Here is a 13,727-nt window from a genome sequence, read left to right as displayed (position 1 = left end):
TTTTGCAGCCATGCCTGACAGCATTGGTCAGAACAGAATCGATATTTGGGAGAGACGACGTGAATTCTCGTAATCAGATCCGCGCGCGCATGCTGCGCGCCGCGTTGCTGGCCGGCGCCGGCTCGACGCTGCTGATCGCCGCAACGCCCGCGATGGCGCAGGACGCCCCCGAGCCGCAGGCCGAAGCCGAAGAAGACGCGATCGTCGTCACCGGTATCCGCGAGACGATCCAGAATTCGATCAATACCAAGCGTGAAGAGACGGCGATCGTCGACGCGCTGTCGTCGGACGATATCGGCGACATCCCGGCGATCTCGGTCGGGCAGGCGATCCAGACGATCACCGGCGCCACGACCCACCGCGAAAAGGGCGACGCGTCCGAAATCGCGCTGCGCGGCCTCGGCCCCTTTCTGTCGAACGCGACCTTCAACGGCCGCGATGCGTCGAACGGCAGCGGCGACCGTTCGGTGAACTTCAATCAGTTCCCGTCCGAGCTCGTCAACAATATCAAGATCTACAAGACGCAGCAGGCAAGCCTCGTCGAAGGCGGTGTCGCGGGCACGATCGAGATCGGTACGCTGCGCCCGCTCGATTTCGGCAAGCGCCGCCTGCAAGGCGAAGTCAAGGCGCAGTTCAATCCCTATGGCGACCGCATCACCGGCGGATCGGGCGGGATCGGCTGGCGCGGGACGCTGAGCTATGTCGACCAGTTCGCGAACGACACGATCGGCATCGCGATCGGCGTCCAGCGCAACGATACGAACAACCCCGAGGAAACTTACGCCGCGTCGACGACCTGGACCGCGTGCCAGGCTTCGCCCGTCGTCGCGAACGGCAATTGCAACGAATATGAGCGCGGCGAATATAAGCAGAACCTGCCCTTCTACCTCGTCCCGAACGCCTACACCTTTCGCCAGATCAGCGAGACCGACAAGCGCGACGCCGTGTTCGGCGCGATCCAGTTCCGCCCGACCGACACGCTCGACATCAATCTAGACGTGCAATATTCGGACCGCACCTACGTCGAGAGCCGCCGCGACCTCAACCTGTCCGAAGGCCGCGCTGGCCTGACCAACGTCGTCTATGACGAAAATGGCATCATCCAGAGCCTGAATGGGCTTTCTGCTATCGAATCGAACGGCTCCGAACTGTCGCGGTCGGAGAAATATCTGGGCGGCGGCCTGTCGGTCGACTGGGAGGCGAGCGACCGGCTGACAATCAAGCTCGACGGCAGCTATTCGCGCACGATCCGCAAAGAAATCGAACGCAACGTCCGCCTGCGCACGGCAGCGACGGACGTCAACGGCGTGCGCACCGTGTTCAACAATCGGCGCATCCCCTATAAATACGAGATCACGCCGGGCAGCTTCGTCCCGACGATCACGATCGATCCGCGCTTCGATCTCAATAATCATGATCTCTTCTGGGAGGACGCGCGCTTCCGTCGCGACGAAACCAAGCGCCACAACGAGATTTTCGCCGGCCGCTTCGACGCCACCTATGAACTCGACGGTTTCCTGAAGACGATCTCGGCGGGCGGCCGCTGGTCGCGGCTCACCTATCGCGACTACGACTTGCGCAACGAAGACCCCAGCCTGATTACGCCGATCGCCGAGGACAAGCGGATCAACAATGTCTGCCGCCAGGCCTTTCCGCAGACCGACTTCCTGTCGGCCGCCAAGGGCAACAGCATCAACAGCTGGGCGACCTTCGACGTCGACTGCCTGTTCCGCGAATATCTGGGAACCGAGGATCCGGGCCTGCCCGACGAAATGCGCTCGGTCGCGAGCCGCGACGTTAAGGAAAGCACGCTCGCAGGCTATGTGATGGCCGATTATGAAGGCGACCTTGGCAGCATGCCGGTACGCGGCAACATCGGCGTGCGCGTCGTCAACACCCGCGTCACGTCGAAGGGGCTGCGCAGCGACCTCATCGTCGTTCCCGACCCCAGCGGCGACGGCTCCTTCACGCTCGACGAAACTGGCGACTTCGTGACCGAAACGATCAAGAGCAGCAACACGCGCATCCTGCCTAGCGTCAACGCGATCTTCGAGGTCGCGCCGAACACGCTTATCCGCCTCGCCGGCTATCGCGCCATGTCGCGCCCCAACCCGAGCGCGCTCGGCGCCGGACGCACGATCACGCTGGAGGGCGGCGAGGAGTTCACGTCGATCGAGGATGCGATCGACAATATCCGCGCCAACGGCAGCCCGCGCCTGAAACCGCTGATGTCGTGGAACGGCGACCTGTCGGTCGAATGGTATCCGAACAAGGACAGCCTCCTGTCGGCGACCGTTTACTACAAGCAATTCAACGGCGGCTTCCAGCCGGTGGTGTTCAACGAGGATTTCACGATCGACGGCGAGACGGTGTCGATCCCGGTGACGCAGACGCGCAACAGCCCCGACAAGTCGCGCATCTATGGCCTCGAACTGACCGCGGCGACGCGCTTCAGCTTCCTGCCCAAGCCGCTCGACGGCCTCGGCGCGAAGGTCAGCTACAATTATGCCGATTCCAATTTCGAGACGCAGGACATCCGCCTCGGCGATGAATATGATCCGGAAACCGAAGACGTCAGCGAAGGGATCATCCCGCCGGCCGGCCTGTCGGGCTATTCGAAGCATGTGCTGTCGGCGCAGGCCTATTACGACATCGGCCCGATATCGTTGCAGGCGATCTACAATTATCGTTCGAGCTATTTCCAGGACTTCGTCGGCGGCAACAGCCAGCTGCGCTATGTCGGTCCGAGCGAGACGGTCGACTTCCGCGCGTCGATGAACCTGATGCCCGGCGTGTCGCTGCGCTTCGAAGCGCTCAACCTCTTCAACGAGCCGAAGGCGACCTACATGCCGGTCTATGGCAGCAGCCGTCAGTATCATTATTATGGCGCGAAATATTTCGTCGGCATCCGGGCGCGGATTTGAAACTAAGTTCGGTCATGGGCTTCAAACTTGTCCTACCGGATTGTATGGACTTCCTGACGCTTGTGCGGGGAGAAGATTGACCATGGCCGAACGCCGCCTTTTTGAAGATGTCGCCGACACGATTCGGCGTCTGATTCTCGACGGAACCTTTCCGCCGGGAACGCGGCTGCCCGGCGAGCGCGAGTTGTCAGAACGTTTCGAGGTGAGCCGGGTGACGATCCGCGAGGCCGAGATCGCGCTGCAGGCAACGGGGTGGATTCACATCCGCACCGGCGCGGGCGCCTATGTCGAGGCGATGCTGCCGGGCGATAATGCGATCCTGCCCAAGGTCAGCGCCTTCGAACTCACCGAGGCGCGCTCGCTGTTCGAGGCCGAAGCCGCGGCGCTCGCGGCGCCGACGATATCGGCCGAAACGCTTGCCAAGCTCGATGAATTGCTCGAGTCGATGGCCGACGACAGCAAGAGCGAGGAAGAGATCAGCGCGATCGACCGCGAGTTTCACATGACGATCGCCGCGGCGTCGAGCAACAAGGCGATCATCCATGTGATCGAAAGCCTGTGGCGGATGCGGATGGAGTTGCCGGAGGTACGGAGCAGCCATTCCTTGGTGTGCCGCAAGGACGGCAGTGCGCGCCAGGCCGAACATGCCGATGTCGTCGCGGCGCTGCGCAATCGCGATGCGACCGGCGCCCGGCTTGCAATGCGGCGCCACTTCAACCGCCTGATCGAGTCGATGCTGGACGAGACCGAGGAGCGCGCGATCGTCGAGCTTCGCCGCCAGTCCGCCGAAAGCCGCGAACGCTATCTTTTGAGCGCAAAACTGGCCTGATGCCCGACCATTCGCTTTCACCGGCCTCCCCGGATCCGGTCGCGGCGCTGCTCGGCGCACGCTTGTCGGGACATGCGCTGACCGCCTTTCCCGCGCCGGTGCCGGCCACGCTCGCCGAAGCCTATGCGGTGCAGCAGCGGCTGACCGCCGCGTTGGATGCACCTGTGCTCGGCTGGAAGGTCGGGCGCATCCCTCCGGCCTTGATCGAGGTCCTGGGTGCCGAGCGTGTCGCGGGACCCGTGCTGCGGATCGCCGAGCTCGACGGGGGCGTTCCGGGCGCGGCGGCGATTTTCGCCGGCGGCGCCGGTGCGATCGAGGTCGAAGTGATGCTGCGCCTTCGCGTGGTGCCTGACCGGCTGACGGGCGGCGATGATGGTGCCACATGGGTCGACGAGATCCGCGCCGGGTTCGAAGTCGCAAGCTCGCCTGCACCCGACGTCCACGACCATGCCCCCTACGGCATCATCGCCGATATCGGCATCAACAACGGGCTGCTGCTGGGTCCGAGGCTGGGCATCGACGATTTCGCGACGCTGGCCGTCGAAACGCAAATCGATGGCGTGGCGGTCGGAACCGGGCGTGCGATCGACGTGCTCGACGGTCCTTGGGGATCGCTCAATTTCCTCGTCGATCTCCATCGGCGCGGGGTCATCGAACTGAAGCCCGGGCAATGGATTTCGGCCGGTGCGATCACCGGGGTCCAGCCGATCGACATCGGTGAGACAGCGACGGCCCGTTTCGGCTCGGCCGTCCATATTGCTTGCACCGCCATTACGGAAACCGGATTCAAGCCATGATCGCGCCCCAGGGAACCATCGCCTGCTTCGGCGAAATCGTCATGCGCGTCTCGGTTCCGCACGGCGAATTGCCGCTACAATCGGCGCGATTCGACGCGCATGCCGGAGGCGCCGAGGCGAATGTCGCGGTTGCGCTGGCGGCGCTTGGCCATGACACGGCGATGATCAGCGCGGTCCCCGAAGGCGCAATCGGCGACGGCGTGTTAGGGGAACTGCGCCGCCACGGCGTCGATGTCGCACCGGTGCTCCGCCCCGCGGGCCGCATGGGTCTTTACTATTACCTCCCCGGCGGTCCGATGCGCCCGGCCGAGGTCGTCTATGACCGCGCCGGCTCGGCTTTTGCCGAGGCCCTAGCGCGCGATTGGAATTGGGAGCCTCTGCTGAACGGCGCCGGCTGGTTGCATGTGTCAGGGGTTACTCCCGCGCTCGGACCGAACAGCGCCGAAGCCGTGCTCGAAGCTGTTACACGTGCACGCGCGGCCGGGATTGGCGTGTCGTTCGACGGCAATTGGCGCGGACGCCTGTGGGAACGCTGGCAGTCCGATCCCGCGGCTATATTGAAACCGATCGTCGCGCAGGCGACAGTGCTGTTCGGCAATCATCGCGACGCGGCGCTGCTCCTCGGCCGCGAATTTTCGGGTGAAGCAGAAGACCGGCGGCGCGAGGCGGCCCTGGCGCTGCTCGATCACTTTCCTTCGCTCGAATATGTTGCCTCGACGGCGCGCGAGATAGTCGGCCCGGATGTGCACCGGATCACGGCGCGCATCGATACCCGTGACGAAGGGGGCGCAAGCGATCCCACTGTCGTCGCGCCGGTAATCGACCGGGTCGGAACGGGCGATGCGTTCGCAGCCGGTGTTCTCGACGGATTGTGGCAGGGGAGGTCGTTAGCAGACGCAGCGAAGTGCGGTCTCGCGATGTCCGTCCTCAAACATGGCATCTACGGTGATTTTGCGCCATTTTCGCGCGCAACGGTCGACCGCGTTTCCGATGTAGCGCAGGACATTTCACGCTAAATTCCGTCGGGCGAGATCCGGTTGAGTGGCCAATGTCCATTTATCGCTCGACGAACGGCGGAGTCCTCCTTCAGGTTCGCGAAACGGCGTGCGCTTTTGGAGCAGTGGGAGCAATTCCTGCTTGAATAGAGGAAGCTTAACCAGGGAAAGAGGTGTGCTTTGCGCCCCATCTACGCCATTTCGAGCATCCCTGATCGACACCTGAAAGCGGACGGCGCCAATCACCCCAGCGTTGCGATGACTACCCGCTCCAATTCCTTTTGACCAAAAGGCTTACCCAGACGGACAATCGCAAGATTGGCGTCGCTGGGGGTCTCGCCATAGCCGGTCGCCAGGATGATCGGCAGGGCAGGTTGCTCGCTACGGACCACCGCTATCAACTGACTGCCTGTCATGCCGGGCATTGCCTGATCGGTGATCATCAGATCGATATCCCGACGAGCTTGGAGGATCTGCAGCGCTTCCTCGGCCGAACTCGCTTCGACGACCACATGCCCAAGATCCTCGAGGAGCGCCGCCGTGTTCATCAGGATGATCGCGTCGTCATCGACCACGAGAATCGTACGACTGGTGCCAGCGGGCGGCGCAATTTCCTCGGTCTCGGCCGGTGCCTCGAGCATTTCCGCGTCACAGACGGGTAGCCATATATGCGCGTGCGTCCCCGCGTGGACCCGGCTTTCCAGCTGGAGTGCGCCGCCCAGTTGCCGGGCGAAGCCATGGACCATCGACAGGCCGAGGCCGGTTCCCTTGCCGATCCCTTTGGTGGTGAAAAAGGGATCCGCCGCGCGTGCCAGCGTCTCGGCATCCATCCCGTTTCCATTGTCCGCCAGCGTGAGGCGAACATAATGACCGGGCGCAAGGTCGACCACTTCTCCCGACCCGACATTTCGCTCTACCGCCGCGATTGAGATCGTCCCGCCCGCAGGCATCGCGTCGCGTGCGTTCACCGCCAGATTGAGCAGTGCCATTTCCAGCTGGTTGACGTCGGCCGATACCGCGGAAAGATCGGCCGGGAAGCTGGTTTCGATGACGAAACTCGGGCCGAGGGCGCGCTGCAGCAACTCCATGATCCCTCCCACAAGCTGCGGCAGCTTGACCCGCTCAGTCGCCAGTTCCTGGCGGCGCGCGAAGGCCAGCATGCGCTGCGTCAGCGCGGCACCGCGATCGGCAGCCTTCAGGCAATTGTCGAGAAGCTTCACGATCTGCGGTTCACGCGGGGCACGTTTGCGCAGTAATTCCAGGCTACTGCTGATCGCCATCAACAAATTATTGAAGTCATGTGCGATCCCGCCCGTCAATTGACCGATGGCTTCCATCTTTTGCGATTGAAACAAGGCTTCGCGCGCGAGTTCGAGCTCATGTTGCGCTTCCTCGCGTTCGGTCACGTCGCGGGTAATCTTGGCGAAGCCGATCGGATTGCCGGCATCGTCGTTGATCGCATCGATCACAACGCTGGCCCGAAACCGTGTTTTGTCCTTCCGCACTCGCCAGCCTTCGGCCGCAAAGCGTCCTGCCTGTCGCGCCGTTTCCAGCGCACGCTCGGGCTCTCCGGCGGCGCGGTCCTGCTCTTCGTAGAAGGACGAGAAGTGGTGACCGATGATTTCTTCGGGGCGATATCCCTTGATCCGCTGCGCCCCGGCGTTCCAGCTTGTCACCTTTCCGTCGTTGTCGAGCATATAGATGGCGTAGTCGGTGACGCCCTGCACCAGCAGGCGGAATTGCGTCTGGCTGCGTTCGAGTGCGGCCGAGCGCTCGCCGACCCGCTGCTCCAGCGTCTCGTTGAGCTCCTTCAGCCGGTCGGCGGCGGCGCGCAGTTCGGCCTCGATGCCGACGCGCTCGATATGGGCCCAACTACGTTCGGTCACTTCGCGGATTGCGGCCAACTCCTCGCTTGTCCATTGGTGGGCCAGGCGGTGATGGATCGCCATTAATGCGGTCAGCCGGCGATCTTTCACCAAGGGCATGCAGATGGTGGCGCCGATGCCGATCTTCTGGAAGCTCGCAGCGGCTTCTGGCGGGATTTCCTTCAGGTTGTCGTTGATGATGAGCGGCTTTCCGGCGCGCAAATTATTCACCGCCTTCTCGCCGAATGCCGCCAGACTATAGTGGCCGACGATCGAGGACGTGCCATCGCGCGCCCAATCGCCACGGATCGTGAACCCGTCCTGGTCGGCATCCATATAGGCATAGGCGCAGTTGGTGACCCCCAGCTCCTCGCCGATCAGGCGGGTCGTGATGGTCAAAATCTCATCGGCATCGGTGCTCGCGGCGGTTTGCTTGCCGAGCTTGTCGAGGAATCGCAGTCGCGCCTCGCTGGCGCGCAGGGCCGCGGTCGCCTTGACGGTCTCGGTCGTCTCGACGACGATCGCCAGCACGCCTGCAGGGGCGCCGTTGTCGCCATACACCGGAGAATAGTCGAGGTTCATCCAGACATCCTCGAAGGTGCCGGTGCGGTTGAGGCGGAGTAAATGGTCCTTGTAGGCAAGCGTGCTGCCTGCCAGCCCGACCTTCATGACATTGTCGTTGAAATCCGCGACCTCGGGCCATGCTTGGCGGACCGGGCAACCGAGGATGCGTGGATGATTATCAGCGGCGAATTGGGAATAGCCGTCATTATAAATCATGATGCCGTCGTCGCCCCACAGCATGACCATCGGAACCGGCGAATGAATGACGAAGGCGACAAGCGCGCGCAGGCTTTGCGGCCAGAAGGCGATCGGACCGAGAGGCGTGGAGCCCCAGTCATAATCCGCAACCCGCTGACCCATTTCTCCTCCATTTTCGAGGAAGAGGACATCTTCGGGTTCGGCAGCCAACGCGCTCAACACATGTTCGCTCCCCTTTTTGTCGACAGTGAAACGACGGGAGGGAAGATAGGGTTCCACAAACGCCAAATCGCACGCCCGTTGCATCCAGTTCACGATGCTCGCGTTCTCCGACAATGAGATGGCGGATCGGAACGGCTGGCTGGAGCATCGCGTCGCAATATGCCGGCCGATTTCCGGATACGGGCTTTGCTCTCGAACGTTATGCGCGTCGCTTTTCGTCCGTCGAGGTCAATTCCTCCTTTTACCGTTCGCATCGCCCCGCGACCTGGACGCGGTGGGCGGCGATCGTGCCCGACGACTTCCGTTTCGCGGTCAAAGTGCCGCGTGCGATTACGCACGAACGCCGGCTTCGCGATTGCGGGGGCCTGATCGCCCGCTTGATCGAAGAAACGGTCGGACTGGGTGCCAAACTCGGCGTCCTGCTCGTCCAATTGCCGCCCAGCATGGTCTATCAGTCCGATGTGGCCGAGGATTTCTTCTCCGAGCTTGCCGCCGCTACGCCGGCCCGCATCGTTTGCGAGCCGCGTCACCCGAGCTGGTTCGACGACGGTCCCGAGCGCATGCTCGTGGAACTTGAAGTGGCGCGTGTCGCGGCCGATCCCGCCCGCGTTGTAGCGGCCGGGTTGCCGGGCGGCTGGCGCGGGCTGTCCTATTGGCGCCTCCACGGATCGCCGGTGATGTATCGCTCGCCCTATGGCACGGAGCGGCTCGGCGCATATGCGGCGCTGATCGAGCGTGAGCATAAGGGAGCGGAGCCGCCCTGGTGCATTTTCGACAACACCGCGGCGATGGCGGCCTTGGGCGATGCGTTCGAACTCGCATCGCGGGCGCCGTCCGCGTGAAACTCGAACCGCCTTCCAACGGCGAGACGCCCGCGCTTGATGTACTGGTCGTGGGCGCGGGTCCGGCGGGCCTCACCGCCGGTATGTACCTCGCGCGCTACCGGCGCCGCGTGCGGATCGTGCATGACGGCAGCTCGCGCACGCTCTGGGTTCCGCGCTCGCGCAACGTTCCGGGCTTTCCCGACGGGATCATCGGGGCTGATCTCATTGCGCGCATGAGCGAACATGCGGTGCGCTACGGCGCCGAGATTGCCGAGGGCAGGGTTGTCGAGATCGTGCGGCGAGAAAATGACGGGGGCTTTCGCGCGCGTCTCGAAGGCGGTGCGACCATCGATGCACGCGGCCTGATCCTCGCGACGGGCGTCGACACCAATCTGGCGAAACTCGACAGCGGCGATCACAAGACAGCGGTTCAAAGCGGCGTGCTGCGCTATTGCCCGATCTGCGACGGCTTTGAACATAGCGAAGAGCGGATCGCGGTTCTCGGCTCCGACCTCCATGGCGCCGCCGAAGCGATGTTCCTGCGGCAATATTCGAGCGACGTCACGCTCATCCCGAAATGGCAGGTCGCGCTGACCGATGCGCAGCGCGCCGAACTCGAGGCAAGCGGGGTCGGCGTACTCGAAGGCCGGGTTCTGCGCCTTGATGCGGCCGGCACGACGATATCCGTCACGCTTGAGGACGAAGCCGCGCCGCGTCGGTTCGACATCCTTTACCCGGCGTTCGGATCGACGCCGCGCAGCGAGCTTGCGGCCATGCTCGGGCCGCTGACCGATCCCAACGGTTGCCTTCCCTTTACCGCCTATTCGGACGGGCTGCTTCCCGGCGTATATGCCGCCGGCGATGTCGTTGCCGGTCTTGACCAGATCAGCGTCGCGACCGGACAGGGGGCGATGGCGGCGACGCGCCTCCATAACTGGCTGCGCGAACAGGAGGGGCATGTGATGGCCGACCAGAAATAGCACGGGATGCGAGGTTCCGCGAAACTTAGGGGCGAGCGGGGGGTTGAAGACTCAAACCCCTCCGACCCAAGGAACCGATCATGGCCAAGAAGCCCGCGCCTTCCCCTGCGACCGACCACGCTCTTCGCGTCCATCAGCCGGGAGAGGGCCAAACAGCGCCAACCGATCACCGGGGCAATGGCGATGAACTGCACCAGCAAGTAGGCACCAACGTCGCCGACGCGGCGGCTTATCTCACCGACAATTTCGGCCACCGAATTTCCGACAACCAGAATTCGCTGCGCGCCGGCGAACGTGGGCCGACCTTGCTCGAGGATTTCGTCCTTCGCGAGAAAATCTTCCATTTCGATCATGAGCGCATCCCCGAACGCATCGTCCACGCACGCGGATCGGGCGCGCATGGGGTGTTCGAATGCACCAAGGCGATTCCGGGCCTGACCAAGGCATCGATCTTCCAGAAGACTGGCGACACCTGTCCGGTCTTCGTCCGCTTTTCGACCGTTGCCGGCGGTGCGGGGTCGGTCGATACGCCGCGCGACGTGCGCGGCTTTGCGGTCAAGCTCTACACCGACAGCGGCAACTGGGACCTTGTCGGCAACAATATCCCGGTCTTCTTCATTCAGGACGCGATGAAATTCCCCGACCTCGTCCACAGCGTGAAGATGGAAGCCGACCGCGGCTATCCGCAGGCGGCGAGCGCGCATGACACCTTCTGGGATTTCATCGGGCTGATGCCGGAGGCGATGCACATGATCATGTGGGCGATGTCCGACCGCACGATCCCGCGCAGCTTCCGCATGATCGAGGGCTTCGGCGTCCACACCTTCCGCTTCGTCAACGAAAAGGGCGACGGCAAATTCGTCAAATTCCACTGGAAGCCCGTGCTCGGCCTCCAGTCGACGACGTGGGACGAAGCGGTCAAGATTGCGGGCGCCGATCCCGACTTCCACCGCCGCGACCTGTTCGAAGCGATTGATGGGGGCGACTTCCCGGCGTGGGATCTCGGCGTCCAGGTCTTCGACGAGGCCTTTGCGGCCAAGCAACCCTATGACGTGCTCGACGCGACCAAGCTGATCCCCGAAGAGGATATTCCGGTCGAGATCGTCGGGCGGATGACGCTCAACCGCAACGTCGATAATTTCTTCGCCGAGACCGAACAGGTCGCCTTCCTGCCATCGAACATCATTCCAGGGATCGATTTCAGCAACGACCCGCTGCTGCAGGGTCGACTCTTCTCCTATCTCGACACGCAGAAGTCACGGCTGGGGACGACCAATTTCCACCAGATCCCGATCAACGCGCCCAAATGCCCATTCCACAATTTCCAGCGCGACGGGATGATGCAGACGCTCGTCCCGACGGGCCGCGCGAACTACGAACCGAATAGCCTTGCCGAAGCCGGCGAGAATGGCGGTCCGCGCGCGAGCGCCGAAACGGGGTTCACGACCTTCGCGACGAATGACGAGCGTAACGATCCCATGCAGAAGCTGCGCGTCCGGGCCGAGCTGTTCGCCGATCATTTCAGCCAGGCGCGGCTGTTCTACCTGTCGCAGACCGAGAATGAGCAGGCGCATATTGCCTCGGCGCTGGTGTTCGAGCTGTCGAAGGTCACGCTCGATCACGTCCGATCGCGCGTTGTCGGCCAACTGCGCAATATCGACGAGGAACTGGCGAAGCGCGTCGCCGCAGGCCTTGCCATCGACTTGCCGTCTAAGGAAAAGGCCGCGCGTGCGCCGGTCGATCTCAAACCATCCGAAGCGCTGTCGATCCAGAAAAATGCCGACGACACCATGGAAGGGCGCAAGGTCGCGATTCTCTTTGCCGAAGGATCGGACAAGGCGGCGATCGACAAGCTGAAAGGCGACATCGAAGGCGCTGGCGGCACCGCATTCCTCGTCGCGCCCAAGGTCGGCGGGATCAAGGTCAAGGGCGGCACGCTCAAGGCCGATGGTCAACTCGCGGGCTCGCCCTCGGTGCTGTTCGACGCAGTCGCGTCGATCCTCACCGACGAACAGGCCAAAGCGCTCTCGAAGCAGGGCGCAGCGGTTCAGTGGTTCATGGACGCCTTTGGCCATTGCAAGACGATCGCGCATGACCCGGCGACGCAAATCCTGCTCGACAAGGCAGGGGTCGAAAAGGATAGCGGCGTCGTCGCGATCGATGCGTTCGCGGGCGTCGGCACGCGGCGTCACTGGGCACGCGAACCCAAGGTGCGCGATCTTGCCTGATCGTGCATTTTGGTGAGCCGCACATCGGTCACCAATCATCGCGACCTTCGCACCGGCCAGTCGATCTGGTCGGCACGGCGTCGCCCCGCGATTGCCGCACAGCCGCTGACACGTGACATCGCGTGCGACGTGGTCGTCGTCGGGGCGGGCGTGTCGGGCGCCCTGATCGCCGAGGCGCTTTCGGATGCCGGGTTTAAGACCGTCGTCGTCGACCGCCGTGGCCCCGCGGAAGGATCGACCGCGGCATCGACCGCCATGCTGCAATATGAACTCGACACGCCGCTGTCGTTGATGGCCGAACGGATCGGGCGCGAAAAGGCCGAGCGTATCTGGCGCCGCTCGCGCCAGTCGGTCGACGCACTGCGCGAGCGGACCGAGCGGCTGGGTCTTGCCGCCGATGGCGCGACGCGAGGATCGATCTATCTCGACGGCAATGTTCTCGATGCCGACGGGCTTGCGCGCGAGGCCGACGCCCGGCGGCGCGCGGGCTTCGAGGTCGAATTGCTCAAACCCGCCTCCGTGCAGGAATGCTATGGAATCAAGGGGCGCCACGCTCTGATCGGCTTCGGCAATTATTCGGCGGACCCACGCCGTCTGACAACGGGCTATCTGAACGTCGCGCTGGCGCGCGGCGCGCGGCTCTATTCGCCGGTCGATATATGCGACATATCGCCGGCGGGCGATCGGGTGACGCTCTTTACAGCTCGCGGACCGACTATCCGTGCGCGCCATGTCGTCATGGCCACGGGTTATGAGATGATGAAGGGAATCCCGCGCAAGGGGAATAAGATCATCTCGAGCTGGTCGATCGCAACTCGCCCGCAGCCCCGCGCCATCTGGCCGACGGCCGCGATGATCTGGGAAGCCGCCGATCCCTATCTCTACATCCGTACCACGCCGCGCGGAGAGATTATTTGCGGCGGCGAGGACGAGGAAATTGGCGATGCGATGGTCCGCGACGCCAAGCTTCCCGATAAGGCCGCGACATTGTCACAAAAGCTTGCCGCCTTGCTGCCCGGCATCGACGCCGCGCCGGTATATAGCTGGGCGGGCAGTTTCGGCGACAGCCCGGTCGGTACGCCCACCATCGGTCCCATCCCCGGCATGCCGAACTGCTATGCCGCGATGGGATATGGCGGAAATGGCATCACCTTCTCGATGATGGCGGCGCAGATGCTCCGAGGCCTGATTTGCGGTTATGGCGACCCCGATGCGGACTTGGTCAGCTTTCATCGCAAGTTTTGATCGCTGGAAAATACGCTCCGCCTCAAAGCTGGTCGTTCGCCTCGTGCAAATCTTCG

The 13,727-nt window shown here is 63.3% G+C and carries 10 protein-coding genes; 9 read left to right on the top strand and 1 reads right to left on the bottom strand.

Features of this window, described 5'->3' with window-relative positions:
* Positions 1–59: 59 nt before the first annotated feature.
* The 4 genes from ASD73_RS10010 (at position 60) to ASD73_RS09995 (ending at position 5,566) form a co-directional block, all read left to right on the top strand.
* Entirely contained in the window at positions 60–2,924 is a 2,865-nt protein-coding gene (locus tag ASD73_RS10010; RefSeq protein WP_200934928.1) for a TonB-dependent receptor, read from the top strand.
* Positions 2,925–3,006: 82 nt separating this feature from the next.
* Entirely contained in the window at positions 3,007–3,753 is a 747-nt protein-coding gene (locus ASD73_RS10005) for a FadR/GntR family transcriptional regulator (protein ID WP_056371942.1), read from the top strand.
* The gene (locus ASD73_RS10000; protein ID WP_056371939.1) at positions 3,753–4,550 is read left to right on the top strand and encodes a hypothetical protein; all 798 of its coding nucleotides are present in this window, start codon (positions 3,753–3,755) and stop codon (positions 4,548–4,550) included. Before ASD73_RS10005 ends, ASD73_RS10000 begins: the two co-directional genes overlap by 1 nt.
* Positions 4,547–5,566, top strand: a complete 1,020-nt coding sequence (locus ASD73_RS09995; protein WP_056371938.1) for a sugar kinase — start codon at positions 4,547–4,549, stop codon at positions 5,564–5,566. Before ASD73_RS10000 ends, ASD73_RS09995 begins: the two co-directional genes overlap by 4 nt.
* A gap of 221 nt (positions 5,567–5,787) precedes the next feature.
* On the opposite strand, the gene ASD73_RS09990 is transcribed toward ASD73_RS09995, so the two are convergent.
* Positions 5,788–7,992 (bottom strand): response regulator, encoded by a 2,205-nt coding sequence (locus ASD73_RS09990; protein ID WP_200934927.1) that lies wholly within the window; start codon positions 7,990–7,992, stop codon positions 5,788–5,790.
* 42 nt (positions 7,993–8,034) lie between these two features.
* On the opposite strand from ASD73_RS09990, the gene ASD73_RS23040 reads away from it, so the two are divergent.
* The 5 genes from ASD73_RS23040 (at position 8,035) to ASD73_RS09970 (ending at position 13,671) form a co-directional block, all read left to right on the top strand.
* Positions 8,035–8,511: a hypothetical protein gene (locus ASD73_RS23040; protein WP_200934926.1), complete on the top strand. Its 477-nt coding sequence runs from the start codon at positions 8,035–8,037 to the stop codon at positions 8,509–8,511.
* Positions 8,508–9,236: a DUF72 domain-containing protein gene (locus tag ASD73_RS09985; RefSeq protein ID WP_056371935.1), complete on the top strand. Its 729-nt coding sequence runs from the start codon at positions 8,508–8,510 to the stop codon at positions 9,234–9,236. Before ASD73_RS23040 ends, ASD73_RS09985 begins: the two co-directional genes overlap by 4 nt.
* Positions 9,233–10,198, top strand: a complete 966-nt coding sequence (locus tag ASD73_RS09980; protein ID WP_056371933.1) for an NAD(P)/FAD-dependent oxidoreductase — start codon at positions 9,233–9,235, stop codon at positions 10,196–10,198. The genes ASD73_RS09985 and ASD73_RS09980 overlap by 4 nt, the downstream gene beginning before the upstream one ends.
* A gap of 80 nt (positions 10,199–10,278) precedes the next feature.
* Positions 10,279–12,426 carry a catalase gene (locus tag ASD73_RS09975; RefSeq protein ID WP_156377347.1) on the top strand — a complete coding sequence of 716 codons (2,148 nt, stop codon included), beginning with the start codon at positions 10,279–10,281 and terminating at the stop codon, positions 12,424–12,426.
* A gap of 12 nt (positions 12,427–12,438) precedes the next feature.
* Positions 12,439–13,671: an NAD(P)/FAD-dependent oxidoreductase gene (locus tag ASD73_RS09970; protein ID WP_235534293.1), complete on the top strand. Its 1,233-nt coding sequence runs from the start codon at positions 12,439–12,441 to the stop codon at positions 13,669–13,671.
* Positions 13,672–13,727 lie beyond the last annotated feature (56 nt).

Origin of the sequence: Sphingopyxis sp. Root154 (genome assembly GCF_001427105.1) — a bacterium.
GTDB lineage: Bacteria > Pseudomonadota > Alphaproteobacteria > Sphingomonadales > Sphingomonadaceae > Sphingopyxis.
The sequence above is the reverse complement of the archived record's forward strand: the minus strand, read 5'-3'. Positions and strand labels throughout refer to the sequence as shown.

Excerpts from the sequence above, each read along its gene's own strand:
- ASD73_RS10005 (WP_056371942.1), top strand. The coding sequence starts at position 3,007 with ATGGCCGAACGCCGCCTTTTTGAAGATGTCGCCGACACGATTCGGCGT.
- ASD73_RS10000 (WP_056371939.1), top strand. The coding sequence starts at position 3,753 with ATGCCCGACCATTCGCTTTCACCGGCCTCCCCGGATCCGGTCGCGGCG.
- ASD73_RS09995 (WP_056371938.1), top strand. The coding sequence starts at position 4,547 with ATGATCGCGCCCCAGGGAACCATCGCCTGCTTCGGCGAAATCGTCATG.
- ASD73_RS09990 (WP_200934927.1), bottom strand. The coding sequence starts at position 7,992 with ATGAACCTCGACTATTCTCCGGTGTATGGCGACAACGGCGCCCCTGCA.
- ASD73_RS23040 (WP_200934926.1), top strand. The coding sequence starts at position 8,035 with ATGGTCCTTGTAGGCAAGCGTGCTGCCTGCCAGCCCGACCTTCATGAC.
- ASD73_RS09985 (WP_056371935.1), top strand. The coding sequence starts at position 8,508 with ATGAGATGGCGGATCGGAACGGCTGGCTGGAGCATCGCGTCGCAATAT.
- ASD73_RS09975 (WP_156377347.1), top strand. The coding sequence starts at position 10,279 with ATGGCCAAGAAGCCCGCGCCTTCCCCTGCGACCGACCACGCTCTTCGC.